We start from the raw sequence: 25654 nt of genomic DNA on the forward strand, positions 1-25654 counted from the left end.
ATGACCGAGACGCAATCCTTCGTCGAGATCCGCCACGCCCAGAAATCCTACGGCTCGCTGGAAGTGCTCAAGGATATCTCGCTCAACCTGGAGCGCGGCCAGATCGTCGCGATCATCGGCCCTTCGGGCTCGGGCAAATCCACGCTGCTGCGCGCCATCAACGATCTCGATCCGCTGACCGGCGGCGAGGTCTGGCTCGACGGGGTGCAGGTGAACAAGTCCCTGCCGCATAACCAGTACGAGAAGCACATAAACAAGATGCGCCAGGACATCGGCATGGTGTTCCAGCACTTCAACCTGTTCCCGCATCTGAGCGTTCGGGACAACGTCACGATGGCGCCGAAGCTGCTCAAGAAGATCTCCGACAAGGAGGCCGACAAGCTCGCCGAGGAGCAGCTCGATCACGTCGGCATGCTGGAGCGGATCGACTATTACCCTGCGCAGCTTTCGGGCGGTCAGAAGCAGCGTGTGGCGATCGCCCGCGCGCTGGCGATGCGGCCGAAGCTGATGCTGTTCGACGAAGCCACCTCGGCGCTCGATCCCGAGCTGGTGGAAGAGGTGAACCTGGTCATGAAGAAGCTCGCCCAAGAGCACATGACCATGATCATCGTCACCCACGAGATGGATTTCGCCGCCTCCGTCTGCGACCGCGTGCTGTTCATGGACAAGGGCGTCGTGGTCGAGGAGGGCCCGCCCGAGCAGGTCTTCAAGAACCCGACCCAGGAACGGACTCGGAATTTCCTGCGCAAACATCTCGAAGGTGCAAAATGACGACTGAAAAGTCTCACCTGTTCTATCAGTCGCGCCAGCCGCGGCCTTTCCTCGAACGCTCCGAGGGGATCTACCACTACGACGAGAACGGAAAACGCTATATCGACGGCTCTTCGGGGGCGATGGTCTCGAATATCGGCCATTCCAACCCGCGCGTGCTGGAGAAGATGAAGGCGCAGATGGACCGTTCGACCTTCGGCTACCGGCTGCATTTCCGCACGCACCCGTCCGAGGATCTCGCCGCACGCGTCGCCGCGCGGATGCCGGAAGGGCTCGACAAGGTGTTCTTCGTGTCCGGCGGCTCCGAGGCGGTCGAAACCGCGATCAAGCTCGCACGGCAATACGCGGTCACGCAGGGCGAGGAGAGCCGCTACAAGGTGATCTCGCGGCTGCCATCCTACCACGGCGCGACGATGGGCTCGCTCGGCGTCACGGGCAGCCCGATCTTCACCGGGAAGTTCGCGCCGATGTTCACGGAGATGCCGAAGGTTCCGGCACCGACCTGCTATCTCGATCGCGACAACCTTACCGAGGAAGAGCGCGGCATCAAATATGCCGAGATGCTGCGCGAGAAGATCGAGGCCGAGGGCCCCGAGACGGTACTCGCCTTTTTGATGGAGCCAGTGGGCGGGGCTTCGACCGGCGCGCTGGTGGCGCCTGACAGCTACTATACCCGCGTGGCCGAGATCTGCGAAGAATACGGCATCCTGCTGATCTATGACGAGGTGATGACCGGGGCAGGGCGCACCGGCAAGTTCCTCGCCGCCGAGCATTGGGGGATCACCCCCGATATCGTCGCGATGTCGAAAGGCTTCGGCGCGGGCTACGCGCCTCTGGGTGCCGTGGTCGCACGTCACGACATTGTCGAGACGCTCCTCGACGCGGGCGGCTTCCTGCACGGCTTCACCTATGCGGGCAACCCTCTGGCCTGCGCGGCGGGTCTCGCGGTGCTTGACGAGATGGAAGAGCAGGATCTGATCGGCAACGCCGCGCGGATGGGCGATGTTCTCAAGGCGCGGCTGACCGCGCTCATGGATCGCTACCCCTTCATCGGCGACGTGCGCGGCAAGGGCCTGCTGCTGGCGTTCGAACTGGTCTCGGACCGCGAGACGATGAAGGTTCTGCCGAAAGAGTGGAACGCGCATGTCGAGCTCGTCGAGCTGGCCTATGAGCGCGGCCTCATCATCTATTCGCGTCGCACGCGAAGCGGCTATGAGGGCGACCATTTCCTCGTATGCCCGCCGCTGATCGTGACCGAGGCGCAGATCGACGAGATCATCGCGATCCTCACCGACGCGCTCGAAGCCTTTGCCGCCAATCACGACCTGCCGGTGGTCGAGGAGGTCAGCGCATGAAGCTGCCCGACAAATCCATCGCGATGGAAGAGGTGGTGGCGCAGATCCCCGACGGCGCCACGGTGCTGGTGGGCGGCTTCGGTGTGCCCGGTACCCCCTTCGCGCTCCTGCGCGAGTTGGCGCGTCAGGGGCAGCGCGACCTTGTTCTGGTCAAGAACGATGCCAACGAGGCGGGCATGGGCATCGACCACCTGATCGCGGGTGGACAGGTGCGCAAGCTGATCGTCACCCATCTCGGCCTTAACGCCAACGCCATCGCGGCGATGAACGAGGGCCGGATGGAGGTCGAGTTCTGCGCGCAAGGCATCCTCGCCGAACGTATCCGGGCCGGAGGTGCCGGACTCGGTGCCATCCTCACCGATATCGGCATCGATACGGAATTGGCGCAGGGCAAGCAGATCGTCGAGATGAACGGTCGTCCGATGCTGGTCGAGTCCGCTCTGCGGGGCGACGTGGCGCTGGTTCATGCCGCGCGCGCCGATTGCTTCGGCAATCTCGCCTATGCCGCGACCGCCCGCAATTTCAACCCGCTCATGGCGATGGCCGCGAGCCGCGTGATCGCGGAGACCGAAGAGCTGCTACCGCTGGGCGGGCTCGATCCGGACGCGGTCGAAAGCCCCGGCGCCTTCGTCGACCACGTCGTGAAACTCGACGCGATTTCCGAGGAGTATGGCATTGTCAGACGCTAGAGCTCGCATGGTGGCCCGCGCCGCGCGCGAAATCGCGCCCGGCATGGTCGTGAACCTTGGCATCGGCTTGCCCACCAAGGTGGTCAACCACCTGCCTTCCGACTTCCCCGTCTGCCTGCATTCGGAAAACGGGCTGACCGGGATCGGGCCGACGCTGTCGCCGGAACGCGCCGACCGGAACCTGATCGACGCGGGCGGGGCCTATGTCTCGACGATCCCCGGCTCGGCCTTTTTCGACAGTGCAGTGAGCTTCGCGCTGGTGCGCTCGGGACGGCTCGACCTGACGCTGCTCGGTGCCTTCGAGGTCGCGCAGAACGGCGATCTGGCGAACTGGAAGATCCCGGGCAAGTTCTCCCCCGGCGCGGGCGGCGCGATCGAGCTGGCGCAGAAAGCGCGCCGTGTCGTCGTGATGACCACGCATTGCGACCGCAAGGGCAATCCGAAGCTGCTCGAGACCTGCTCTCTGCCGCTCACCGCGAAGGGACGGGTGGCGCGGATCTACACCGACTTGGCGGTGGTGGACGTGACCGATCAAGGCTTCGCGCTGGTCGAACTGGCCGCGGGCATTTCCGAGGCGGAGATCCGCGAGGCGACCGGCGCGCCCCTCGCGCTGCCGCAAGGCGACATTCCCAGATTCTGAGGCATGACATGGATACCGAGCTTAAAACCCGCATCCTCTCGGCGGTCGACGCCGCATTCGATGACGAGACCGCGTTTCTCTCCGAGCTGACCGCGCACCCGTCCACCCGTGGGCAGGAGCAGAGCGCGCAGGACTTCATGGCCGCTGCCCTCGATGAGCGCGGCTACGAGGTGGATCGCTGGCAGATCGACGTCGAGAAAATCCGCGACATGCCGGGTTTCTCGCCGGTGATGGGCGATTACGAGGACGCGGTGAATGTGGTGGGCACCCATCGCAGCCAATCGCGGAAGGGGCGCTCGCTGATCCTCAACGGCCATATCGACGTGGTGCCTGCGGGGCCTCTGGACATGTGGGACGCGCCGCCGTTCGAGCCGCATGTCGCCGATGGCTGGCTCTATGGGCGCGGCGCGGGGGACATGAAGGCGGGGTTGGTGTCGAACCTCTTCGCGCTCGATGCGCTGCGCAAGGCGGGTTTCGCCCCCGGGGCGGATGTGTTCTTCCAATCCGTCGTGGAAGAGGAGTGCACCGGCAACGGCGCGCTGGCCTGCCTTGAGCGCGGTTACCGCGCCGACGCCGCGCTGATCCCCGAACCGTTCGAGGAAAAGCTGGTCGACGCGCAGCTCGGCGTGGTCTGGGCGCAGGTGCACCTGAAGGGGCTGCCCACACATGTGGCCTATGCTGGCACCGGCGCCAATGCGATCGAGGCCGCAATCCCGCTGATCGAGGCGCTGCACGGGCTGGAGGAGCGCTGGAACGCGCCGGGGTGTCGGCACGGGGATTTCGCCCACGTCCATCATCCGATCAACCTCAATATCGGCAAGATCCAGGGCGGTGACTGGGCGTCCTCCGTCCCGGCCTGGTGCATCTTCGACATGCGCATCGCGATCTATCCGGGGCAGGATATCGCCGCCGCGCGTGCCGAGATCACCGAGACCATCATGGACGCCGCGCGCAATAACGCTTTCCTGAAGAACTCGCTGCCCGAGATCGTCTGGCACGGCTTCATGGCCGAGGGCTATGCGCTTTCCGACGACCACTCCGCCACGGCGACGGCTGCGATTGGTGCTCTCGAAGGGGCGCATCGCAGCGTCAACGAGAGCGATCTCGACCGCGTGGCGATCACCGCGACCACCGATGCCCGTTTCTTCGGGCTCTATGCCGACACGCCCGCGCTGGTCTACGGGCCGCGCGCCGAGGCGATCCACGGCTTCAACGAGCGCGTCGAGCTGGAAAGCATCCGTCGCATCACCCAGAGCACCGCCCTGTTCATCGCGGACTGGTGCGGGCTCGAAACCATCTGAGGATACCCATGCGCGACGCTGTCATCGTCTCCACCGCCCGCACGCCCATCGGCAAGGCCTATCGCGGCGCGTTCAACAATCTCGAAGGTCCGGCGCTGGCCGCCCATGCCGTGCGCGCGGCCGTCTCCCGTGCAGGCCTTGAGGGCGGCGAGATCGCCGATGCGATCTTCGGCTCGGCCCTCACGCAGGGCTCCACCGGCGTCAACGTGGCGCGCCATATCGCGCAGGCGTCGGGCCTGCCCGACTCCGTGGCGGGCGTCACGCTGGACCGGCAATGCGCCTCGGGCCTCAACGCGATCGCGGCGGCGGCTCATGGCGTGATGACGGGCGAGATGGACGTGGCGCTTGCGGGCGGGCTCGACTCGATCTCGCTGGTGCAGAACGAGCATTGGAACGGCTATCGCTACCGCAGCCCCGGCGTGCCCGACGCCTATTACATGTCGATGATCGAGACGGCGGAGGTCGTGGCCGAACGCTATGGCGTAACCCGCGAGGCGCAGGATGCCTATGCGCTGCAAAGCCAGACGCGCACCGCCGCCGCGCAGAAGGCCGGTCGCTTCGACGCCGAGATCGTGCCGGTCGAGGCGGTGAAGCTGGTGAAGGACAAGGCCACGGGCGACGTCTCGGAGCAGTCGGTGCGGCTGGAACGCGACGAATGCAACCGTCCGCAGACCACGCTGGAGGGGCTTCAAGGGCTCAAGCCGGTGCTGGGCCCCGACAAGTGCGTGACCGCAGGCAATGCGAGCCAGCTCTCCGACGGCGCGTCTGCCTGCGTCGTGATGTCCGCCGACGAAGCCGCGCGGCGTGGGCTGGAGCCGCTGGGCGCGTTCCGGGGCATGGCGGTTGCGGGCTGTGCGCCTGACGAGATGGGCATCGGTCCGGTCTTCGCGATTCCGCGCCTGCTGGAGCGTGCGGGGCTCTCCATCGACGATATCGACCTGTGGGAGATCAACGAGGCCTTCGCTTCGCAGCTTCTCTATTGCCGCGACCGGCTGGGCATTCCCGACGATAAGCTCAACGTCAATGGCGGCGCGATCTCGATCGGCCATCCCTATGGCATGTCGGGCGCGCGCATGGCGGGCCATATCCTGCTGGAAGGCAAGCGCCGCGGTGCGCGCTACGGCGTCGTGTCGATGTGCATCGGCGGCGGGCAGGGGGCTGCGGGCCTGTTCGAGATCTTCTGAATAAATCGGTGTGGGCGTTGCGCGTGTGACGCCCCGTTCCGCTTTCCCTTCGCGTGACCCGCGTTATCGTGGGCGCGCGACAAAGAGGGAGGCGCGTTTTCCAGATGGTGTTCAAGGTTATCCGTTACGAGGTCGAAGAGCAGGTCGCGGTGATCACGCTCAACCGGCCCGATGTGATGAACGCGCTTAACGCGCAGATGCGCGCGGAAATCCTCGAGGCGGTGAAACGCGCCGAGGATGAGGCACGGGTGATCGTGCTGACCGGCGCGGGCCGCGCCTTCTGCTCGGGGCAGGATCTGGGCGATGGCGTCTCGGCGGCCGGGCTCGATCTGGAGCGGGTGCTGCGCGACGAGTACGAGCCGATGCTCAAGGCGATCTACGAGAGCCCGCTGCCGGTGGTCTCCGCGGTGAACGGGCCTGCGGCAGGGGCGGGTGCGAATATTGCGCTGGCCGCGGACGTGGTGATCGCCTCGGAAGCGGCGAGCTTCATTCAGGCCTTCACGCGGATCGGGCTGATGCCTGATGCGGGCGGCACCTATTGGCTGCCGCGTCAGGTGGGCTTTGCCCGCGCAATGGGCATGGCTCTGTTTGCCGACAAGATCACGGCGCGGCAGGCGGCCGATTGGGGCATGATCTGGGAGGCCATCCCCGAGGTCGATTTCGACCACCACTGGCGCACCCGGGCGGCGCATCTGGCCAATGGTCCGACGGCGGCCTATCGCGCGGTGAAGCGCTCGCTGCGCGAAGGTTACAGCAATGATCTGTCGACCCAGCTGGAACTGGAAGCGGAGCTGCAGGGTAGCCTCGGTCAGAGCCACGATTTCCGCGAAGGCGTGACGGCGTTCCTCGAGAAGCGCGCGCCGAAATTCGAGGGGCGTTGAGCGCCCAGCGGCCTTGCCAAGCCGCCGCGCCCGCGCTAGCCAGAGCGCGCTGCGGGCGTGGTGGAATGGTAGACACACGGGACTTAAAATCCCTTGGGCATTGCCCGTGCCGGTTCGAGTCCGGCCGCCCGTAGCCTTCCTGCGAAAATGTGAGCTATCGTGAGGCCGTCCGGGCATGCGCGTGCCGCAGGCTTTGCCAATCGAGGCTTGCCCGCAATGCCCCCGCCGCCTAAACCCGTCGTCAAGCAAGGGGGAATTCATGGCTCGCAGACCGACGGGACCGGCCGATGACCGGCCCAAGACGAAGAAGATCGGCGCGCTCAAGGGGCTCGGCCCCTTCATCGCACCTTACAAGGGGCTGGCCTTCGGGGCGCTCTTGGCGCTGATCGCCACCGCCACGATCTCGCTGATCCTGCCGCTCGCGGTGCGCCGCGTGGTGGACGGATTCCAGAAGGGCGCGGCGCTGCTGGATCAGTATTTCTTCGCCGCGCTGGTCATCGCGGGTCTGCTCGCGATCGGGACGGGGCTGCGCTACTACCTCGTGACGCGCTTCGGCGAACGGGTCGTGGCCGATATCCGCAAGGCGGTGTTCGACCGGGTGATCTCGATGAGCCCCGCCTTCTTCGAGCGCATCCTGACCGGCGAAATCATCTCGCGCATCACCACCGACACCACGCTGATCCTCTCGGTGATCGGCTCGTCCGTCTCGGTCGCGCTGCGCAACGTGCTGATCCTGATCGGCGGGTTGATCATGCTGCTCTTCACCTCGGCCAAGCTGACCGGGCTGGTGCTGCTGGTCGTGCCGGTGGTCGTTGTTCCGATCGTGGTTCTGGGCCGCCGCCTGCGGGTGCTGGGCCGCGAGAACCAGGACTGGATCGCGAATTCCTCGGGCTCGGCCTCGGAGTCGCTTTTGGCGGCGCAGACCGTGCAGGCCTTCACCCATGAGGCGATCACCCGCGAGAAATTCTCCGACGTCACCGAGAAAGCCTACCTCTCCGCCAAGAAACGGATCGGCACGCGGGCGGTGATGACCGTGATCGTGATTTTCCTTGTCTTCGCCGGCGTCGTGGGCGTGCTCTGGATCGGCGCGCGCGACGTGCGCGCGGGCGAGATGAGCGTGGGCGAACTGGTGCAATTCGTGATCTACGCGGTGATGGTCGCGGGTTCCGTCGGAGCGCTGTCGGAAATCTGGTCCGAATTGCAGCGGGCGGCCGGCGCGACCGAGCGTCTGGTGGAGCTGCTGCAAAGCGAGGACTCGGTGAAAGACCCCGAGCATCCGGTGCCGCTGCCGATGCCGGCGACCGGTGCGATCCGGTTTGAGGATGTGAGCTTCCACTACCCGTCGCGGCCGCAGGCCTCCGCGCTCGACCATGTCGATCTCGACATCGCGCCGGGCGAGACGGTCGCGCTGGTCGGGCCCTCGGGCGCGGGCAAGACGACCGTCGTGCAGTTGATCCAGCGGTTCTGGGATCCCGAAACCGGCAAAGTCATGATCGACGGCTATGACCTGCGCGACATGGCGCGGCATGATTTCCGTCAGGCGATCGCGCTTGTGCCGCAGGATCCGGTCGTCTTCGCGGCTTCGGCGCGCGACAATATTCGCTTTGGGCGTCCCGATGCGACCGACCGCGAGGTCGAGGAGGCTGCGCGCGCGGCCCATGCCTATGACTTCCTCGAGGCTCTACCCGACGGGTTCGACACCTATGTCGGCGAGCGCGGCGTGATGCTTTCGGGCGGGCAGAAGCAGCGTATCGCGATTGCTCGCGCGATCCTGCGCGACGCACCGATCCTGCTTCTGGACGAGGCGACCTCGGCGCTCGATGCAGCCTCGGAACGCGAAGTGCAGGCGGCGGTCGATCAGCTGGCCAAGACGCGCACCACGGTGATCGTGGCGCACCGTCTGGCCACCGTGAAAAAGGCCGATCGGATCGTCGTCTTCGAGGAAGGCAAGATCGTCGCGCAAGGCACGCATGACAGTCTCGTGGCCGAGGGTGGTCTCTATGCGGAACTGGCGAAGCTGCAATTCACCGAAGGAGCGTGAGAGGCGTTCGCGCCTTTCCACCTTGAACCCGGACGCTTGTTTCCCCACGTCAGATTTTGCGTGACGTGACGTTTTGGCGGCGGCGTAACTCTTGCCGTGGCGGGCGCTTTTGCCGCATCCTGCGCGTGGCCCGTCAGTGGAGGATCGCGGCGGCCCCGGGAGGAGAATAATGCAGAAATTCGCGACAGTTGCCGACCGTGATGCGGTCGAGGCCGAGAAACCCTGGGAGGCGCGCAACCGCCCCGAAACGCTTTACGGTTTTCTCAGCGAGACCGCCAAGGCCCATGGCGATCGTCCGGCCCTGTCATTCCAGATCATGTCCGGCCCGACCGACAAGGCGGAGACGCTGACATGGTCGCAACTGCACGGCAAGGTCACGCAGGCCGCGAACCTGCTGCGCCATCTGGGCGTCGGGCCGACCGACACGGTGGCCTATCTGCTTCCGAATTCGCTGGAGACCGCGACGGTGCTGCTTGCGGGGGCCACGGCCGGGATCGTGAACCCGATCAACCCACTTCTCGAGCCCGAGCAGATCGGCGCGATCCTGCGCGAAACCAAGGCGAAGGTTCTCGTCACCCTGAAGGCGTTCCCGAAGACGGACGTGGCGCAGAAGGCGGCTGAAGCCGTGCGGCTTGCGCCGAATGTCGAGGCTGTGCTCGAAGTCGATCTCAACCGCTACCTCTCGCCGCCGAAAAGCTGGATCGTGCCCTTCGTGCGTCCCAAGACCGAGGTGAAGCACAACGCGAAGGTGATGAGCTTCAACGGCGAAGCCGCGAAGATGCCCGGTGACAGGCTGATGTTTGACAACCCCAACGAGGATCGCGTCGCGGCCTATTTCCACACTGGCGGCACCACCGGCATGCCCAAGGTCGCGCAGCACAAATATTCCGGCATGATCTACAATGGCTGGCTCGGTGGTCGGCTCCTGTTCAAGCAGGACGACGTGATGATGTGCCCGCTGCCGCTGTTCCATGTCTTCGCGGCCTATCCGATCCTGATGTCGGCCATCGCCTCGGGCGCGCATGTCATTTTCCCGACCCCTGCGGGCTATCGTGGGGAGGGGGTGTTCGACAATTTCTGGAAGCTGATCGAGCGCTGGCAGGTGACCTTCCTCATCACCGTGCCCACTGCGGTCTCGGCGATGGTGCAGCGCAAGGTCGATGCCGATATCTCCTCGCTGCGGACCGCGCTCTCGGGCTCTGCGCCGCTACCGATCGAACTTTATAACCGCTTCAAGGCGGCGACCGGGGTCGAGATCGCGGAAGGCTACGGCCTCACCGAAGCGACTTGCCTGGTGTCTGTCAATCCGGTGGACGGGATGAAGAAGGTGGGCTCCGTCGGGATTCCGATGCCCTACACCCATGTGCGCATCCTCAAGAAGCGCAACGGCACGTTCGACGAATGCGGACGTGACGAGGTCGGCGAGATCTGCGTCGCCAATCCGGGCGTCTTCGAGGGCTCGACCTATACCGAGCCGGACAAGAACCACGATCTGTTCGCCGAGGAGCGTTTCCTGCGTACTGGCGATCTGGGCCGCATCGACGAGGACGGCTATCTCTGGATCACGGGCCGCGCGAAGGATCTGATCATCCGGGGCGGGCACAATCTCGACCCGGCAGAGATCGAGGACGCGCTGCTGAGCCACCCGGCCGTCGCTTTCGCGGGCGCGATCGGCCAGCCGGACAGTTTCGCGGGCGAGCTGCCCTGCGCCTATGTCGAGTTGGTGGCGGATGCCGAAGTGACCAACGAGGAGCTGATGGAGCACGCGAAAGCGAATATACACGAGCGCGCCGCGATCCCCAAATACCTGGAGGTGATGGACGAGTTGCCGAAGACGGCGGTGGGCAAGATCTTCAAGCCCGACCTACGCAAGAAGGCGATCATGCGGGTGCTCAATGGCGAGCTGGAAAACGCCGGCATCAAGGCGCATGTGATCTCGGTCACAGAGGACAAGAAACGCGGTCTGGTGGCGCATGTCGCGACCACTGGCGACTGCGATCAGGACGCGCTGGCCCATAAGCTGGGCGAGTTTACCGTGCCGTGGGACTGGGCACAGTAAGCGCCCCTTCAGATCGCTGCCACGCATTGCGCCGCCCTCAGGGGCGGCGCTTCGATTATGGAGACATCGTGGCGGTGCATCGCGAAATTGCCCCCGACCGGCCCAAGTAGGTTCCGATTTCAATGGTTAAAGAAAGTTAAAGAAGCCGCATTCGCAAGGACGGATCGGCACCATTGAGATCGAGTGTAACGATGTTCCGGATTACCATTGCCCGTTTCGTGAAACGCGCCCTTGCCCTCTTTGTGGCGAGCGTTCTGTACAGTTCCGCCGCGCAGGCGGTGACCGTGGACCTGATCACGAACGGTGATTTCGAGACCGGTAACCTCTCGGGCTGGAGCACATCGAGCACCGCCTTCGCCGATGACTTCCAGATCAATAACGGGCGGTTCAACCCGCGCGGGCCGACGCGGCGCGTCGATCCGATTTCGGGCAATTACGACGTGATGAACGAGCAGACCGGCTACGGTGTATCGACGTTGACGCAATTCTTCGCGGTGCCCGATCAGGTGATCAGCGCCAGCTTCAACTTCACCTATCAGATCGTGAACCATTACCTGCTGGGCTACGATGACCCGAACCAGCAGTTCCGCGTGAGCCTGATCGACAACGCGGGGGCGGTGATCTCGCAGATTTTCGCGACGCAGCCGGGCGATGCGACGACACAGGGTGCGACGGCGCTGAGCTACGACCTGACCAGCTACCTGCAGGCCGGGGTGGGCTCGACGCTGGGAATCCAGTTCGATGTCGAGACGAATTACTACTATATGAACGCCTCGCTGGACGAGATCGCGATGATGGTCGAGACGCCCGCGACGGTGCCGCTGCCCGCCTCGGTCTGGATGATGCTGGCTGGGCTGGGGCTTTTCGTGGGGCTTGGCTGGCTCGGTCGCCGGCGCGCGCGCGACCCGGTCGCAAATTGCGACAGCTTTGCCGCCGCGTAATAGGCCGTGAAAGCGTCCCGACAACGCCACCGACATATCCACAGCCCGCCACGTAAGCGCCTCAATTGAGCGGAAATCTGAAAGGGTGACGCCAGAACGGCGTCGATGCAAAGGAGACACGGAATGAGCCGCCTGATTGCCCTTTTCAGCTTCTTCAAGCGTCGGGAGGACCGTATCGAAGTGAGGATGAAGGCCCTTGGCGCGATGCCCGCGCCCCGCCGCAGCCGCGTCTCGCCCTTCGCCGAGATGCCGAAGCCTCAGTAAGAGCCGCGCGCCTTAGTGCAAGACCAGTGCCAGTGACGAAACGCCCGAGGGTCATTCCCAGCGGGCGTTTGTTTTTTCCGCTTTTCGCGCCGGGAGCGGGCCTCAGAAGTCGACCGCGACGCCAGGCAGGTCCAGCTCCTTCATCAGGTCGCGCACTTCCTGACGGGCCGCCACGTTGGAGATGTTGAGGCTCTCGACGCCGAGGTCCTTCAGGTCCAGAAGCGTCAGCCCGCGCGGGAACAGCTCGCGGAAGATCACCCGTTCGGAGAAGCCGGGCGAGACGCGGAACCCGATGCGCTTCGAGAGCTGTTCGAGCGCCGCGCCCACCTTGCGCTTGTTGTGCATCTGCTGGGCGCCCACGCGGTTGCGCAGCACGATCCAGTCGATCGGCTTCAGACCCGCCTTCGCGCGCAGCTGCCGCGCCGACCAGACCATCTCGGAATAGATCGAGGGGCCGATCACCTTCGACGTCACCGGATCGATCCGCGCCAGCAGGTCGAAATCGATGAAACTGTCATTGAGCGGCGTGACCAGCGTATCGGCCAGGGAATGCGCGACCTGAGACAGCCGCGTATGCGAGCCGGGGCAGTCGATTAGGATGAAGTCGCAGGACGGCTCCATCTCGGCCACGGCGGTAGACAGACGATGGTCATAGGGGTTCTCCCCCGGACCCAGCGTCGAGGCGTCCACCTCGGGCAGTTCGCGATAATCGGGGCAGGGCAGGTCGAGCCCCTCGCGATCCATATAGGCCAGCCGGTTCTCGATATAGCGCCCGAAGCTGCGCTGCCGCAGATCGAGATCGAGCGCCCCGACTTTCCATCCCATCCGCGACAAGGCGGTCGCCACATGCATCGAGGTGGTGGACTTCCCCGACCCACCCTTTTCGTTGCCCATCACGATGATATGCGCCAAGTCCCATCCCCGCTTTGTCTTGTGTCTTGTCCCTTACCAGACACTATAGATGGCAATAGGGAGCTGGGGAAGGTGGCGCGCGAGGGGCGAGGTGCCGTGGCCTAGAAACACTGCGTTTAAGCAACAGAGAAAAGCGCAGAGCATGGTTATGCTCTGCGCTTTCGCTTTTCGTTCGAAGTGTGTGTCGGAACTTACCGGCTGAACTTCTTATACTTCACCCGCTTCGGCTCGACCGCATCGGGGCCGAGGCGACGGATCTTGTCTTCTTCGTAATCCTCGAAGTTGCCCTCGAAGAATTCCACATGGGCGTCGCCCTCGAAGGCGAGGATGTGGGTGCAGAGGCGGTCGAGGAAGAAGCGGTCGTGCGAGATGATGATCGCGTTGCCGGCGAAGTCTTCGATCGCGGCTTCCAGCGCCTGCAGGGTTTCGACGTCCAGATCGTTGGTCGGTTCGTCGAGCAGCAGCACGTTGCCGCCCTCTTTCAGCAGCTTGGCCATGTGGACGCGGTTGCGCTCACCACCCGAGAGGAGACCCACCTTCTTCTGCTGGTCGCCGCCCTTGAAGTTGAACGCGCCGCAATAGGCACGGCTGTTGACCTGCGCGTCGCCCAGTTCGATGAGTTCGGCCCCGCCGGAGATTTCCTCCCAGACGGTCTTGTTCGCATCCAGCGCGTCGCGCGACTGGTCGACATAGGCGAGCTTGACGGTCTCGCCGAGGGTGATCTCGCCGGTGTCGGGCTTGTCCTGACCGGTGATCATGCGGAACAGCGTGGATTTACCGGCGCCGTTCGGGCCGATCACGCCGACGATGGCGCCCGGCGGGATCGAGAAGGAGAGATCCTCGATCAGTTGCTTGTCGCCGTAGTGTTTCGAGATGCCCTCGACTTCGATCACCTTACCGCCAAGACGCGGGCCGTTCGGGATGATGATCTGGGCCTTGCCGACGCGCTCGCGCTCGGACTGGTCCGCCATCTTTTCATAGGCCGAGATACGCGCTTTGGACTTCGCCTGACGGGCTTTCGCGCCGGCGCGGATCCACTGAAGTTCCTTCTCGAGGACTTTCTGCTTGGCCTTGTCCTCGCGGGCTTCCTGCTCGAGGCGCTTGGCTTTCTGCTCCAGCCATGCGGAGTAGTTGCCCTCATAGGGGATGCCGCGGCCGCGCTCGAGTTCGAGGATCCACGAGGTGATGTCGTCGAGGAAGTAACGGTCGTGCGTGACGCAGAGGATCGTGCCCTTGTATTCGATCAGGTGCTTTTGCAGCCACGCGATGGTTTCCGCGTCGAGGTGGTTGGTCGGTTCGTCCAAGAGCAGCATGTCGGGCGCTTCGAGCAGCAGCTTGCACAGCGCGACCCGGCGGCGCTCACCGCCCGAGAGGGTTTCGACGTCGGCGTCGTCCGGCGGGCAGCGCAGGGCCTCCATCGCGACGTCGACCTGGCTGTCGAGATCCCACAGGTTCTCCGAGTCGATCTCGTCCTGCAGCTGGGCCATCTCCTCGGCGGTCTCGTCCGAGTAGTTCATTGCCAGCTCGTTGAAGCGCTCCAGCTTGGCCTTCTTGGCGGCCACGCCTTCCATGACGTTGCCGCGCACGTTCAGCGCCGGGTCCAGATCGGGCTCCTGCGGAAGGTAACCGACTTTCGCGCCTTTCGCGGCCCAGGCCTCGCCCGAGAAATCCTTGTCGATGCCGGCCATGATGCGCAGCAGCGTGGACTTACCCGCGCCGTTTACGCCCACGACGCCGATCTTCACGCCGGGAAGGAAATTCAGGCGGATGTTTTCGAAGCATTTCTTGCCACCCGGATAGGTCTTCGAGACACCATCCATGTGATAGACATATTGATAGGACGCCATAGTCGACCTCGTATGGAATAAGGGGTTTGGGCGCCTTCTATGCGGAAAGCCGAGATAGGGAAAGGGGGCGTGGCGGGAGCCTACGGGCGAGCCTGCCGCTTCTGTCGCGGAACTGTCAATTTTCAAGGTGCGCAGATGCGCAGAACTGTGTTTGAAATCGCCAGTTTCCTGCGAATGCGAACGATCCTAGATCAGCGTCATCGCCGAGGGCACAGACGCTTCCCCCTGTCGCTTCGCTCTCGGTGAGAAGAACAACATGCGTATTCGTATAGGAGAGTAACCATGAAAACGCTTATCACGACTTCCGTCCTCGCCCTCGCCCTGAGCACGTCGCTGGCTGCTGCCGGCGGTGACGGCTACGGCTCCATCGCGCCCTCGATGTCGCAAAGCTCGTCGGCCAGCAAAGGCTCGGCTGTTGGCGAAGTGACCCCCGGCAAGGCCCAGATCGCGGCCCAACTCGGTCTGAACCCGGCCGAATACACCACCGCCGAGCTGTTCCGCATCCAGAACGCGCTGCGCAACGGCAATCGCGACGAGGCGAAATACGTCATCAACCACACCAACCGTCAGCCGGTCGACGTGGCGCCGCAGCCCGTGATGGGCCGTGACGCGTAAGGTCGACGCAGTGTTCTGACCGAAAACGGCTCCCTCGCGGGGGCCGTTTCTATTTGTGCGAACCTGTCATTTTCTTTCGATAAAATTGGTTTTCACATGTATTCCAGATACTTCACGGCGTCTGGAACGGGCGAGAGTTCCCTGTGTATATGTGTTTGAGTAAACATGGGAGCGGGCCGAAACGGCCTTTTGTGCGATGATTGGGTTCATAAGTCGGGGTCATCGGCGCCAGACGGTGCCGCGGAAAATCAACCTGCTGATGAAAGGATTTCATCATGACCCGCAATCTTCTGACTACTGCTATCGCAGCGCTCGCCCTCACGGCAGGCTCCGCCGGACTCGCTTCGGCCGCCGCGACCTATAACGGGCCTGACAATAATTCGGACCTGGGTGTCATCGCGCCTTCGATGACGCCGCAAACCCAAGGGTCATCGATGGTCGTCAACGCGACCAATCAGGGCAGAGCGCAAGTTGCCGCAGAGCTGCAAACCTTCGCCGGTCTCAACAATGTCGATCCCACGCAATATTCGGTGGGAGAGTTGCAGAAAATGCTCCACGCAGCGCGCAAGGGCGATACTGCCAAGCTGGCCTACTACCGCAGCCACGCGGACCGGCAACCGGGCGGTCCCGGCCTCGGCAGGACCACGCCGGGCAAGACCCAGATGGCTTCGCAGCTTGGGCTCAACCCCGACAACTACACCGTTGCCCAGCTTCAGCGCATCCAGCATGACGTGCAGCGCGGCAACTATGGCGACGCCCATTTCATCGTGACCCAAGGCGCTTCGTCGCAACCCACGACGATGCACTTCGCGCCGAAGGCTTCCTGACCTGACATCGCCTGACTTGACGAAAGGGGCGGTCCTTCGGGGCCGCCTTTTTCATGCGCTTTGACAGGGCGGTCAAAGCCTGTATCCCTGAGCGGGACCTATGGGAGAGAACATGCTCGAAACGCTAAGGCATTATTACGAGGGCGAGAGCCACCGGGCGCATGTCTTCCGCTATGGGCTTCTGATTTTCGACCTCTTGACGATCGTCTTCGTCATCGTGACCTCGTTCTTTCCGCATTCCAGCACCATAGGCGCGATCGATGCCGTGATCGGCGTCGTGATCGTGGCGGATTTCCTCGCCCGTTACGCGATCTCGGGCGAGAAGGTGCGGTTCTGGACCCGCGCGCCGACCTGGGCGGACCTGATCGCGATCGGCTCCTTCCTTGCGCCGATCGCGGGGCAGGGGTTGGGCTTTCTGCGAATCCTGCGGACGCTGCGGCTGTTGCACACCTACCAATTGCTCGCGCGGCTGCGGGCGGATTTCTCTCTATTCCGGCACCACGAAGAGATCATCGTCGCGGCGATCAACCTTCTGGTTTTCCTCTTCGTCATGACCGGGCTGATCTATTCGACGCAGGTGCGGATCAACCCGGAGATCAAAAATTACGCCGACGCGCTCTATTTCACCGTCACCACGCTGACGACGACGGGCTTCGGCGACATCACCCCCAAGGGCGAATGGGGGCGGATGATCTCGGTCGCGATCATGATCTTCGGGGTGACGCTGTTCCTGCGGCTCGCTCAGGTTCTGTTCCGGCCAACGAAGGTGCGTCACGAATGCCCGACCTGCGGGTTGAAACTGCACGATGCCGATGCGGTCCATTGCAAGCATTGCGGCGAGGTCATCCATATCGACACCGAAGGGATAACCTGAGTGCCTCAGCAGGGCTTGGCGAGCACCATCACGTACCACGGGCCCTTGTCGTCGCGCTTGGGGACGACCGCCACGCCGATCCGCGTCACGCCGCGTAGCAGGATGTTGCGGCGATGGCCGGACGACTTCATCCAGGCGTCGAAGGTCTCGCCCGGATCGCGCTGGCCCATCGCAACATTCTCGGCGATCAGGCAGGCGTGAAAACCCGCGCGCTCCGCGCGCGTGAGTGGGGTCGACCCGTCGGAGCCCGTGTGGGCAAAGAAGCCGCGCCGGGCCATGTCGCAGCCCTGTGCCGCGGCTGCCTGTGTCAATTGCGGGTCCATCGCGAGCGCGTTGAGGCCCTGCGCCTGTCGCTGTTGCGAGGTTGCCAGCGCGATCTCTCGCCCCTGCGCGGCATCGATGGCGCACTCGCCAGCCTGCGCCGCGAGCGGGAGCAGGCCGAGAAGCAAGGCGGACAGGGCGAAAATGCGGATCAAACGAGTCGTCCCCAGAGATCGTATTCCGAGGCCTCGTCGACCTCGACCGTCACGATATCACCGGGGCTGAGATTCTCGAAATCCTCATCGATGAAGAGGTTGCCGTCGATCTCGGGAGCATCCGCCTTGGTGCGGCAGGTCGCGCCTTCCGCATCGACCGCATCCACGATCACCTGCTGCACGGAGCCCACCTTGGCCTGCAGCTTCGCCTCGGAAATCGCCTGCGCCTTCTCCATGAAGCGGTTCCAGCGATTCTGCTTGACCTCGTCGGGCACATGATCTGGAAGGCTGTTCGAGCGCGCGCCCTCGACATTCTCGTACTGGAAGCAGCCGACGCGATCGAGCTTCGCCTCGTCCATCCAGTCGAGCAGGTACTGGAACTCCTCCTCGGTCTCGCCGGGATAGCCGACGATGAAGGTCGAGCGCAGCGTGATATCCGGGCAAGCCGCGCGCCATGCCGCGATCTCGTCGAGCGTCTTGGCCGAGGCCGCGGGCCGCGCCATCCGTTTGAGCACGTCCGGATGGGCGTGCTGGAACGGGATGTCGAGGTAAGGCAGCACGCCGCCACCGTTCTCCTGTGCTTCCGCCATCAGCGGGATCAGATTGCGCACATGCGGGTAGGGATAGACGTAATGCAGCCGCACCCATGCGCCGAGCGACCCCAGATCGCGGGCGAGATCGGTGATATGCGCGCGGTGGCCCCGCTCTTCGGCATGTTTGATATCGACGCCGTAAGCGGAGGTGTCCTGCGAGATCACCAGCAATTCGCGCACGCCCGCACCGACCAGCTTCTCGGCCTCGCGGACGATCGCATGGGCCGGACGACTGACGAGGCGGCCGCGCATGTCAGGGATGATGCAGAACTTGCACTTGTGGTTACAGCCCTCGGAAATCTTGAGGTAGCTGTAATGGCGCGGCGTCAGCTTCACGCCCGCGGCGGGCAGGAGGTCGACGAAGGGATCGGGATCGGGTGGCACGGCCGCATGGACCGCGTCGAGAACCTGCTCGTATTGATGCGGCCCGGTCACTGCGAGCACGGACGGGTGCGCGCCGGTGATATATTCGGGCTCGGCACCGAGGCAGCCAGTTACGATGACCCGACCGTTCTCGTTCAACGCCTCGCCAATGGCCTCGAGGCTTTCCGCCTTGGCGCTGTCGAGAAAACCGCAGGTGTTCACGATGACAGCATCCGCGCCCGCGTAATCGGGCGAGATCGCGTAGCCCTCGGCGCGCAGTCGCGTCAGGATGCGTTCGCTGTCGACCAGCGCTTTCGGACAGCCAAGCGAGACCATCCCGATCAGCGGCTGACCGGGGCGGGGGGCATCCGTGATGCGCGCGCGGGGCGCGAGATCGGGACGCAGGTTCGGAGGGTTCGTGCTCATGGCGCGCGATATAGCCTTTGCAGGGCGCCCCGAAAAGCCCCTCGCATCGGGGCAGCGTCGGTTGGGGCGGCGGGATTGCGGCGTGTGTGACCGGTTCAAAAGAAAAGGGCGCCTCGCGGGGCGCCCTTCGATATCTCGGGGGAAGCGGCCTCAGCGGCGACGGTCGCGGCGCGAGCTCATCGGCTGGAAGGCGACGCCGACATGGGCCTCGCAATAAGGTTTACCGGATTGGCTCGGCAGGCCGCAGAACCAGAATTCCTCGGTCGCAGGGTCGCCGATCGGCCATTTGCATGTGCGCTCGGTCAGCTCCATCAGGCCAAGCTTCTTGGCGTGTTTCTCGACCTCGCCGACCTTGGCCAGCGCGGCGGGGTCGATCTCGTTGGCCGACGGCTGCGGCGGCAGCGGCTGGCCGGCGGGGATGATCGCCTTGCGTGCGGGCGCGGCCGACGGGGCTGCGGCCTGAGCGGGCGCGGGGCTCGCCGGTTTCGCGGCAGGTTTGGGGTCCGGCGCCTCGGCCGCGGGCTGCGCGGCGGGCTTCTCGGGTTTCGCCTCGACCTTCTCGGGCTTGGCTTTCGGCTCGGGTTTCGCGGGCTCTGCTGCGCCGCCGGTGCGGTTCGACAGGCCGAGGCGATGCACCTTGCCGATCACCGCGTTGCGCGTCACACCGCCCAGCTCTTTCGCGATCTGGCTGGCCGATTGGCCTTCGGTCCACATCTTCTTGAGCAATTCGACGCGTTCATCGGTCCAGGACATGGGCATCCTTCCTTGGTTTCCTGCAAGTCCGTCTTGCAGGCCATTCCAGTTTCAATCCCTATTTTAGCGGGAGAGCGCAGAGATACAATCGCGGGGCCCGCTTTTCAAGGGCTACGAGGCGGTTCGGGCGCGTGCGCAAGCGGGAAACCGGCTGTGCGCTCGCTGCGTTGAGCTGCGGGCCGCGAGCGTGTAGGGAGCGGTCAACAACGGGAGTATCAGGATGTACGAGATCGGTGTGCGCCGTTTTGGCGCGGTAAACTGGATGGGCCTGCGGATGTTGGGCTGGCGCGAGATTCGCCGCTTTCTCGCGGTCTGGCAGCAGACGGTGTTGGCGCCGCTGATCACCGCCGGGCTGTTCCTGACCGTCTTCGCGCTGGCCTTCGGGCGCAATCGGGCCGACGTGCTCGGCGTCGATTTTCTGCATTTCATTGCGCCGGGCATCCTGATGATGACGGTGATCCAAAACGCCTTTGCCAATACGTCCAGCTCGATCGTGATCGCGAAGGTGCAGGGCAATATCGTCGACACGCTGATGCCGCCGCTTGCGCCGTGGGAAATCCTCGTGGGGTATCTGACCGGGGCGGTAGCGCGCGCGCTGATCGTGGCGGTCGTGATCTGGATCGGGCTGTTTGTCGTGCTGGGGCAGGGTGTCGCACATCCGCTCTGGGCGCTGGCCGCAGTCGTCTTCGGCGCGGCCTTCCTTGGCGGGCTGGGCATTCTGGCGGCGGTGTTTGCCGACAAGTTCGACCAGATGGCGGCGATCACCAACTTCATCATCACGCCGCTGTCGTTCCTGTCAGGAACCTTCTACTCGGCCAAGGCGTTGCCGCCGGCCTTCCAGATCCTGACCCATTACAATCCGGTCTTTTACCTGATCGACATGGCCCGCTTCGGCTTCCTCGGTGTGTCCGATGCGTCACCGTGGCACGGTCTGGCGGTGATCGGCGTGGCGCTGATCGTGGTTCTGGGACTCGGCTGGTACTGGCTGCGCATTGGCTATCGCATGAAGCCCTGAGCCAGTCGCGGCGCGGCGACTTACGCCGAGTGCGCGCCGCCCGCGAGGCCTTTCACGAAGTCCAGAACCTCGGCCACCGGCTTGCCCTCGGCGATCTCTTTCACGATGGCCGAGCCCACGACGCAGCCATCGGCCACGCCCGCGATGGTCTTGGCCGCCTCGGGCGTCGTGATGCCGAAACCAACGATCACCGGCAGATCGGTCTTGGCCTTGATCCGTGCGACTTCCGGGCCGACCTCGGTCGCCTGCGCGGCCTGAGAGCCGGTAATCCCCGTCACCGAGACGTAATAGACGAAACCGGACGTGTTCTGCAGAACCTTGGGCAGGCGCTTGTCGTCGGTCGTCGGCGTCGCTAGGCGGATGAAGTTGATCCGGGCAGCCTGCGCGGGGATGCAAAGCTCCTCATCCTCTTCCGGCGGCAGGTCGACCACGATCAGCCCGTCGATGCCCGCGGCCTTCGCATCTTCGAGGAAGCGATCCACGCCGCGCGAATAGATCGGGTTGTAATAGCCCATCAGCACGATCGGCGTGGTGTCGTCGGTCTTGCGGAATTCCGCCGCCATGTCGAGCGTCTTCTGGAGCGTTTGCCCGCCGTCGAGCGCGCGTTGCCCCGCCAGCTGGATCGTCGGACCGTCGGCCATCGGATCGGTGAAGGGTACGCCCAGCTCGATGATGTCGACGCCTGCCGCCGGCAGGCCTTTCATCACCTCGAGCGAGGTTGCCAGATCCGGGTCGCCCGCCATGATATAAGAGACGAAGGCTTTCTTGCCCTCTTCCTTGAGGCTGGCGAATTTGGCGTCGATGCGAGTCATGGCGTCCCTCCGGCTGGTCCCGAAGCGGTTTGCGCGAAGAGGGCGGGAAAATCAATGCCTCGCGCGCGTGATCGAATGCCACGACGGACCGCGCCTACATCTTCGAGGGGCCGTTGATCATCCACGCCGTTCCGAAGCGGTCACGCAGCATTCCGAACCCGTCGGCCCAGAACGTGTCGTCGAAAGGCATCATGACCTCCTCGGCCCCATCCATCAGCCGCTCGAAGATCGCCTTCGCGGCCTCCCGGCTGTCCGAGACATGCGAGATCGAAACCGAGCTTTGCGGACGATCGCGCCCCTCGGGCCAATCCGAGGCCATCAGCGCGCCATCTCCGAGCTTGATCAGCGCATGCATGATCCGCACCTTGCCGCTATCGCTCATGCCTTCGCTGGCCTCGGGCATGTCGCCATAACGCATGAGGAAGGGGGGCTCGGTGCCGAAGAGGTCGGCATAGAAACGCATCGCCTCTTCGCAGTTTCCTTGAAAGTGGATGTAGGGTTCGAAACTCATCGCCGTCACCTCCCTGAATACGAAGGCCAGCCTATCACGATTCCGGCCCTCGCGCGCGCTTGCACCGGGGGCGGCCAATGAATAAGAAGCGCGCAGCCACAAACAGGAGGGCGAAATGGGTTTCAAGATGGGTATCGTGGGTCTGCCGAACGTGGGCAAATCCACCCTCTTCAACGCGCTGACCAAGACGGCGGCCGCGCAGGCGGCGAATTTTCCCTTCTGCACGATCGAACCGAATGTCGGCGAAGTGGCCGTTCCCGATGAGCGGATCGACACGCTGGCCCAGATTGCAGGCTCGAAAGAGGTCATCCCGACCCGTATGACCTTCGTCGATATCGCCGGCCTCGTGAAAGGCGCCTCGAAAGGGGAGGGGCTGGGCAACCAGTTCCTCGCCAATATCCGCGAAGTCGATGCCATCGCCCATGTGCTGCGCTGCTTTGAAGATGGCGATGTGACTCATGTGGAGGGCCGCGTCGATCCGGTGGCCGATGCCGAGACCATCGAGACAGAACTGATGATCGCCGATCTCGAAAGCCTCGAGAAGCGTATCGCGAACCTCGCCCGCAAGGTGAAATCCGGCGACAAGGAAGCCAAGGAGGCGATGCGCCTTCTGGAGCAGGCGAAAGAGGCGCTGGAAGCTGGCCGCCCCGCGCGCACCGTCGAAGTCTCCGAGGACGACCGCAAGGCGTGGAACATGCTGCAGCTGCTGACCGCCAAGCCGGTTCTCTATGTCTGCAATGTCGAGGAAGGCTCCGCCGCGACCGGCAACTCGAAATCCGAAGCGGTCGCCAAGATGGCCGCAGAGCAGGGCGCGGGCACCGTGGTGATCTCGGCCAAGATCGAAGAGGAAATCTCGCAGCTCGACGCCGAGGAAGCCGAGATGTTCCTCGAAGAGATGGGCCTGGAAGAGGCCGGTCTCGACCGTCTGATCCGTGCGGGCTACGACCTGCTGGGCCTGCAGACCTATTTCACCGTCGGCCCGAAAGAGGCCCGCGCCTGGACGATCCGCAAGGGCACGCTGGCCCCGGCGGCGGCGGGCGTCATCCACGGCGATTTCGAACGCGGCTTCATCCGCGCCGAGACGGTCTCCTACGACGACTACGTCGCCAACAAGGGCGAGGCGGGCGCGAAAGAGGCCGGCAAGTTCCGCGTCGAGGGCAAGACCTACGAAGTCAAAGACGGCGACGTCCTGCACTTCCTGTTCAACGCGTGAACCTCGGCGGGGGGCGTCACTTCTTCGCCCCCGCCTTGACCTCCGTGATCGCGTCGACATCCACGATCTGCCACGGCATCCCCGCATTGCGGTAGAGCCGCTTGGCCTTGTCGGGATAGTCGCCCACGTCATGGGGTAGGCGCTGACCCATCACGAGCAGCCGCAACATTTCCGATCCGGTATTCTCGATCGTATGGGCCGCGCCGCCCGCGCGGTAGCCGATGAAATCGCCCGGCCCGATCGCGTGACGCTCTTCGCCGATCCGCGCGGTCGCCTCGCCGCTGAGCACGAAGATCGCCTCGTCCTCGTGGTGGTGGCGGTGAAACTCGGTGGTCTCGCAGCCGGGCTCCACTTCGATGATATGCACCCCGATCCCGGTCAGCCCCGTCGCATCGCCAAGGCTCTTGTTGATCCGCCGAGCATTCGGGTTGAGGAAATGCGTCTTGGCCAGCCCCTCCATCGCCGCGATCTCATCGGCCCGGATCAGATATCGGTCTTCGCTCATCGCGCCCCTCCTTCTCCTTGATCCAAATATCCCCGCCGGAGGCTTCCGCAGTCTCAGCCAGCGATCCGGTCCAGAATAGCAGAGACATCGCTGTCCGCCATCGCGCCGGTGGTCCGGCCCGCCTCGCCCGCAAGCCGCGTCGCGACGAAGGCGTCACTCACCGCAGCAGGTGCATTTCGGATCAGCAGCGACGCGGTCAGGAGCAGCGCGAGCCGTTCCGCGAACCAGCGCGCCTCGGCCTCGGGTGGGAGCGCAGGCCAGCGGGCGAGGTGATCGGCCAGCGCCGCGTCATAGCGCGGATCGGTGCCGCGCGCCGCGTCCAGCTCCGCGCTCAGCATCTCCGCCGCCAGCGGCTCTTTCGCGAGGGTTCGCAGGATGTCGAGACAGATCACGTTGCCCGAGCCTTCCCAGATGCCGTTCAGCGGGGCCTCGCGGTAGAGCATCGGCATCGGCGTGTCCTCGACGTAGCCGATGCCGCCCAGCACCTCCATCGCCTCGTAGGTCACCATGGGGCAGCGTTTGTTGCCGTAGTATTTCGCCAGCGCCACGCCGATCCGGGCGAAGGCGCGATCCTCGGGGCGGGCGCTGTCGAAGGCCTCCGCCACCCGCATTCCCAGCGTCAGCGCGCCTTCCCAATCCAGCGTCAGATCGGCCAGCACCGCGCGCATCAGCGGCTGGTCGATCAGTCGGCGCTGGAAGGCGGCGCGATGCGTCGCCCAGTGATGCGCCTCGGAGATCGCCGCGCGCATCAGCCCCGCAGGCGCGAGCGCGGTGTCGAGTCGGGTGTGATGCACCATCTCGATGATCGTGGCGACGCCCCTGCCTTCCTCGCCCAGAAGATGGGCCAACGCGCCCTCATATTCGATCTCGGAGGACGCGTTGGAGCGATTGCCCAGCTTGTCCTTCAGCCGCTGGATTCGGATCGCGTTGCGCTCGCCTTCCAGCCAGCGCGGGACGAGGAAACAGCTCAGCCCCTCGTCTGTCTGCGCCAGCGTCAGGAACCCGTCCGACATCGGCGCGGAGCAGAACCACTTGTGGCCGGTCAGCCGCCAATGCCCGTCCGCGCGCTCGGCGCGGGTGGTGTTCGCGCGCACGTCCGAGCCGCCCTGCTTCTCGGTCATCGCCATGCCGAGCGTCGCTCCGGTCTTCTCGCCCACCGGCAGCACGCGCGGATCGTAGCTGCGCGCGGTCAGTTTCGGGCGCCAGATCGCGGCGATCTCGGGCGTGGCCTCGAGCGCGGGCACGGCGGCATAGGTCATCGTCATCGGACAGCAGCTGCCGGGCTCGATCTGGCTTGCGAGATAGACCATCGCGGCATGGGTTGCGTGGCCGTCCTTGCCGCCCTCCCATGGCAGCGCGGCGTAGCCCGCGCCGATTCCCGCCTCCATGAAGCGATGATAGGCGGGGTGGAAGCGCACTTCGTCAAGCCGTCGTCCACCCATATCGAAGAGGCGCAGCTCCGGCAGGTAGCGGTTCGCGTCGCGCCCGGCCTCGCGCATCTCGATCGTGCCGAGGGTCCGGCCGTAATCCGACAGCGTATCTGTCTGACCGCCCGCCCGCGCGACGGCCTCGCGCAGAGGCGCATCCGCGCCGAACAAATCGACGTCGCCGCGCGCGGGCGGCTGGTTCTCGACGTGATGGGTGGGCAGATCGGCGCGGGGATCGGGCGTGGTCATGGCAAACTCCTCCTGATCCGGATGGTAGGCGCGCGCCGTAAAACATGCGAGTGAAACGCGGCGGCAGGGCTTTTCTCGCCGCCTGCGCCGCCTAGATCAGGCGCGAAAGG

At 64.5% G+C, this 25654-nt stretch carries 25 protein-coding genes and 1 tRNA gene; 17 read left to right on the forward strand and 9 right to left on the reverse strand.

Translation table 11 applies throughout. The features are described from left to right. The 12 genes from B6V75_RS09775 (at position 1) to B6V75_RS18660 (ending at position 12126) form a co-directional block, all read left to right on the forward strand. Positions 1-771 carry an amino acid ABC transporter ATP-binding protein gene (locus tag B6V75_RS09775; protein WP_088719565.1) on the forward strand — a complete coding sequence of 257 codons (771 nt, stop codon included), beginning with the start codon at positions 1-3 and terminating at the stop codon, positions 769-771. After that, positions 768-2126, forward strand: a complete 1359-nt coding sequence (locus B6V75_RS09780; RefSeq protein ID WP_088719566.1) for an aspartate aminotransferase family protein — start codon at positions 768-770, stop codon at positions 2124-2126. The genes B6V75_RS09775 and B6V75_RS09780 overlap by 4 nt, the downstream gene beginning before the upstream one ends. Beyond that, positions 2123-2815 (forward strand): CoA transferase subunit A, encoded by a 693-nt coding sequence (locus tag B6V75_RS09785; protein WP_088719567.1) that lies wholly within the window; start codon positions 2123-2125, stop codon positions 2813-2815. Before B6V75_RS09780 ends, B6V75_RS09785 begins: the two co-directional genes overlap by 4 nt. Further along, complete coding sequence (locus B6V75_RS09790; RefSeq protein WP_233242990.1) at positions 2802-3455, forward strand: 3-oxoacid CoA-transferase subunit B; 654 nt, start codon at positions 2802-2804, stop codon at positions 3453-3455. Before B6V75_RS09785 ends, B6V75_RS09790 begins: the two co-directional genes overlap by 14 nt. Before the next feature lie 8 nt (positions 3456-3463). Next, a complete protein-coding gene (locus tag B6V75_RS09795; RefSeq protein WP_088719569.1) occupies positions 3464-4756 on the forward strand; it encodes an ArgE/DapE family deacylase in 1293 nt (430 codons plus the stop codon). Between the two features lie 8 nt (positions 4757-4764). Continuing rightward, complete coding sequence (locus B6V75_RS09800; protein ID WP_088719570.1) at positions 4765-5940, forward strand: acetyl-CoA C-acyltransferase; 1176 nt, start codon at positions 4765-4767, stop codon at positions 5938-5940. A 104-nt stretch (positions 5941-6044) separates the two neighbouring features. Beyond that, on the forward strand, positions 6045-6821 hold the full coding sequence (locus tag B6V75_RS09805; RefSeq protein ID WP_088719571.1) for an enoyl-CoA hydratase-related protein: 777 nt from the start codon (positions 6045-6047) through the stop codon (positions 6819-6821). A gap of 51 nt (positions 6822-6872) precedes the next feature. After that, a tRNA-Leu gene (locus tag B6V75_RS09810) sits at positions 6873-6954 on the forward strand. A 126-nt stretch (positions 6955-7080) separates the two neighbouring features. Next, complete coding sequence (locus B6V75_RS09815) at positions 7081-8862, forward strand: ABC transporter transmembrane domain-containing protein (protein WP_075774020.1); 1782 nt, start codon at positions 7081-7083, stop codon at positions 8860-8862. Between the two features lie 169 nt (positions 8863-9031). After that, the gene (locus B6V75_RS09820; protein WP_088719572.1) at positions 9032-10921 is read left to right on the forward strand and encodes an acyl-CoA synthetase; all 1890 of its coding nucleotides are present in this window, start codon (positions 9032-9034) and stop codon (positions 10919-10921) included. A gap of 191 nt (positions 10922-11112) precedes the next feature. Next, complete coding sequence (locus tag B6V75_RS09825; protein ID WP_075774022.1) at positions 11113-11862, forward strand: VPLPA-CTERM sorting domain-containing protein; 750 nt, start codon at positions 11113-11115, stop codon at positions 11860-11862. A 123-nt stretch (positions 11863-11985) separates the two neighbouring features. After that, entirely contained in the window at positions 11986-12126 is a 141-nt protein-coding gene (locus B6V75_RS18660) for a hypothetical protein (protein WP_157771605.1), read from the forward strand. Between the two features lie 102 nt (positions 12127-12228). Here the strand turns inward: B6V75_RS18660 and B6V75_RS09830 are convergent, their stop codons facing one another. Next, positions 12229-13038: a division plane positioning ATPase MipZ gene (locus B6V75_RS09830; protein ID WP_088719573.1), complete on the reverse strand. Its 810-nt coding sequence runs from the start codon at positions 13036-13038 to the stop codon at positions 12229-12231. A 191-nt stretch (positions 13039-13229) separates the two neighbouring features. Next, positions 13230-14885, reverse strand: coding sequence for an energy-dependent translational throttle protein EttA (gene ettA / locus B6V75_RS09835; RefSeq protein ID WP_075774024.1), 1656 nt, complete (start codon positions 14883-14885; stop codon positions 13230-13232). A gap of 282 nt (positions 14886-15167) precedes the next feature. Between ettA and B6V75_RS09840 the strand changes: the two genes are divergently transcribed. The 3 genes from B6V75_RS09840 to B6V75_RS09850 all read left to right on the forward strand — a co-directional run bounded on the left by B6V75_RS09840 (position 15168) and on the right by B6V75_RS09850 (position 17201). Then, positions 15168-15500: a hypothetical protein gene (locus B6V75_RS09840; protein WP_075774025.1), complete on the forward strand. Its 333-nt coding sequence runs from the start codon at positions 15168-15170 to the stop codon at positions 15498-15500. 275 nt (positions 15501-15775) lie between these two features. Further along, entirely contained in the window at positions 15776-16327 is a 552-nt protein-coding gene (locus tag B6V75_RS09845; protein WP_088719574.1) for a hypothetical protein, read from the forward strand. A 112-nt stretch (positions 16328-16439) separates the two neighbouring features. Then, complete coding sequence (locus B6V75_RS09850; RefSeq protein WP_075774027.1) at positions 16440-17201, forward strand: ion channel; 762 nt, start codon at positions 16440-16442, stop codon at positions 17199-17201. A gap of 5 nt (positions 17202-17206) precedes the next feature. Here the strand turns inward: B6V75_RS09850 and B6V75_RS09855 are convergent, their stop codons facing one another. The 3 genes from B6V75_RS09855 to B6V75_RS09865 form a co-directional block, all read right to left on the reverse strand. After that, on the reverse strand, positions 17207-17677 hold the full coding sequence (locus tag B6V75_RS09855; protein WP_088719575.1) for a CAP domain-containing protein: 471 nt from the start codon (positions 17675-17677) through the stop codon (positions 17207-17209). Beyond that, positions 17674-19059 carry a 30S ribosomal protein S12 methylthiotransferase RimO gene (gene rimO, locus B6V75_RS09860; RefSeq protein WP_088719576.1) on the reverse strand — a complete coding sequence of 462 codons (1386 nt, stop codon included), beginning with the start codon at positions 19057-19059 and terminating at the stop codon, positions 17674-17676. Before rimO ends, B6V75_RS09855 begins: the two co-directional genes overlap by 4 nt. Before the next feature lie 150 nt (positions 19060-19209). Then, positions 19210-19812, reverse strand: a complete 603-nt coding sequence (locus B6V75_RS09865; protein WP_075774030.1) for a GcrA family cell cycle regulator — start codon at positions 19810-19812, stop codon at positions 19210-19212. 220 nt (positions 19813-20032) lie between these two features. Between B6V75_RS09865 and B6V75_RS09870 the strand changes: the two genes are divergently transcribed. Further along, entirely contained in the window at positions 20033-20827 is a 795-nt protein-coding gene (locus tag B6V75_RS09870; RefSeq protein WP_075774031.1) for an ABC transporter permease, read from the forward strand. 20 nt (positions 20828-20847) lie between these two features. Here the strand turns inward: B6V75_RS09870 and trpA are convergent, their stop codons facing one another. Then, positions 20848-21639, reverse strand: coding sequence for a tryptophan synthase subunit alpha (gene trpA, locus B6V75_RS09875; RefSeq protein ID WP_088719577.1), 792 nt, complete (start codon positions 21637-21639; stop codon positions 20848-20850). A 94-nt stretch (positions 21640-21733) separates the two neighbouring features. Further along, the gene (locus tag B6V75_RS09880; protein WP_088719578.1) at positions 21734-22150 is read right to left on the reverse strand and encodes a VOC family protein; all 417 of its coding nucleotides are present in this window, start codon (positions 22148-22150) and stop codon (positions 21734-21736) included. Positions 22151-22265: 115 nt separating this feature from the next. On the opposite strand from B6V75_RS09880, the gene ychF reads away from it, so the two are divergent. Further along, the gene (gene ychF / locus B6V75_RS09885) at positions 22266-23363 is read left to right on the forward strand and encodes a redox-regulated ATPase YchF (protein ID WP_078600446.1); all 1098 of its coding nucleotides are present in this window, start codon (positions 22266-22268) and stop codon (positions 23361-23363) included. Positions 23364-23379: 16 nt separating this feature from the next. On the opposite strand, the gene B6V75_RS09890 is transcribed toward ychF, so the two are convergent. Next, entirely contained in the window at positions 23380-23868 is a 489-nt protein-coding gene (locus B6V75_RS09890) for a cupin domain-containing protein (RefSeq protein WP_088719579.1), read from the reverse strand. Positions 23869-23921: 53 nt separating this feature from the next. Further along, the gene (locus B6V75_RS09895; protein WP_088719580.1) at positions 23922-25544 is read right to left on the reverse strand and encodes an acyl-CoA dehydrogenase family protein; all 1623 of its coding nucleotides are present in this window, start codon (positions 25542-25544) and stop codon (positions 23922-23924) included. Between the last annotated feature and the right edge of the window lie 110 nt (positions 25545-25654).

Source organism: Thioclava sp. F1Mire-8, assembly GCF_002213165.1.
Taxonomy (GTDB): domain Bacteria; phylum Pseudomonadota; class Alphaproteobacteria; order Rhodobacterales; family Rhodobacteraceae; genus Thioclava; species Thioclava nitratireducens.

What these genes read in the sequence shown, in the direction of transcription:
- B6V75_RS09840 (WP_075774025.1), top strand. Translation starts at nt 15,168, where the DNA reads ATGAAAACGCTTATCACGACTTCCGTCCTCGCCCTCGCCCTGAGCACG.
- B6V75_RS09815 (WP_075774020.1), top strand. Translation starts at nt 7,081, where the DNA reads ATGGCTCGCAGACCGACGGGACCGGCCGATGACCGGCCCAAGACGAAG.
- B6V75_RS18660 (WP_157771605.1), top strand. Translation starts at nt 11,986, where the DNA reads ATGAGCCGCCTGATTGCCCTTTTCAGCTTCTTCAAGCGTCGGGAGGAC.
- B6V75_RS09775 (WP_088719565.1), top strand. Translation starts at nt 1, where the DNA reads ATGACCGAGACGCAATCCTTCGTCGAGATCCGCCACGCCCAGAAATCC.
- B6V75_RS09890 (WP_088719579.1), bottom strand. Translation starts at nt 23,868, where the DNA reads ATGAGCGAAGACCGATATCTGATCCGGGCCGATGAGATCGCGGCGATG.
- B6V75_RS09845 (WP_088719574.1), top strand. Translation starts at nt 15,776, where the DNA reads ATGACCCGCAATCTTCTGACTACTGCTATCGCAGCGCTCGCCCTCACG.
- B6V75_RS09895 (WP_088719580.1), bottom strand. Translation starts at nt 25,544, where the DNA reads ATGACCACGCCCGATCCCCGCGCCGATCTGCCCACCCATCACGTCGAG.
- trpA (WP_088719577.1), bottom strand. Translation starts at nt 21,639, where the DNA reads ATGACTCGCATCGACGCCAAATTCGCCAGCCTCAAGGAAGAGGGCAAG.
- B6V75_RS09870 (WP_075774031.1), top strand. Translation starts at nt 20,033, where the DNA reads ATGTACGAGATCGGTGTGCGCCGTTTTGGCGCGGTAAACTGGATGGGC.
- B6V75_RS09880 (WP_088719578.1), bottom strand. Translation starts at nt 22,150, where the DNA reads ATGAGTTTCGAACCCTACATCCACTTTCAAGGAAACTGCGAAGAGGCG.
- ettA (WP_075774024.1), bottom strand. Translation starts at nt 14,885, where the DNA reads ATGGCGTCCTATCAATATGTCTATCACATGGATGGTGTCTCGAAGACC.
- B6V75_RS09800 (WP_088719570.1), top strand. Translation starts at nt 4,765, where the DNA reads ATGCGCGACGCTGTCATCGTCTCCACCGCCCGCACGCCCATCGGCAAG.
- rimO (WP_088719576.1), bottom strand. Translation starts at nt 19,059, where the DNA reads ATGAGCACGAACCCTCCGAACCTGCGTCCCGATCTCGCGCCCCGCGCG.
- B6V75_RS09825 (WP_075774022.1), top strand. Translation starts at nt 11,113, where the DNA reads ATGTTCCGGATTACCATTGCCCGTTTCGTGAAACGCGCCCTTGCCCTC.
- B6V75_RS09795 (WP_088719569.1), top strand. Translation starts at nt 3,464, where the DNA reads ATGGATACCGAGCTTAAAACCCGCATCCTCTCGGCGGTCGACGCCGCA.
- B6V75_RS09865 (WP_075774030.1), bottom strand. Translation starts at nt 19,812, where the DNA reads ATGTCCTGGACCGATGAACGCGTCGAATTGCTCAAGAAGATGTGGACC.
- B6V75_RS09780 (WP_088719566.1), top strand. Translation starts at nt 768, where the DNA reads ATGACGACTGAAAAGTCTCACCTGTTCTATCAGTCGCGCCAGCCGCGG.
- B6V75_RS09805 (WP_088719571.1), top strand. Translation starts at nt 6,045, where the DNA reads ATGGTGTTCAAGGTTATCCGTTACGAGGTCGAAGAGCAGGTCGCGGTG.
- B6V75_RS09785 (WP_088719567.1), top strand. Translation starts at nt 2,123, where the DNA reads ATGAAGCTGCCCGACAAATCCATCGCGATGGAAGAGGTGGTGGCGCAG.
- B6V75_RS09850 (WP_075774027.1), top strand. Translation starts at nt 16,440, where the DNA reads ATGCTCGAAACGCTAAGGCATTATTACGAGGGCGAGAGCCACCGGGCG.
- ychF (WP_078600446.1), top strand. Translation starts at nt 22,266, where the DNA reads ATGGGTTTCAAGATGGGTATCGTGGGTCTGCCGAACGTGGGCAAATCC.
- B6V75_RS09820 (WP_088719572.1), top strand. Translation starts at nt 9,032, where the DNA reads ATGCAGAAATTCGCGACAGTTGCCGACCGTGATGCGGTCGAGGCCGAG.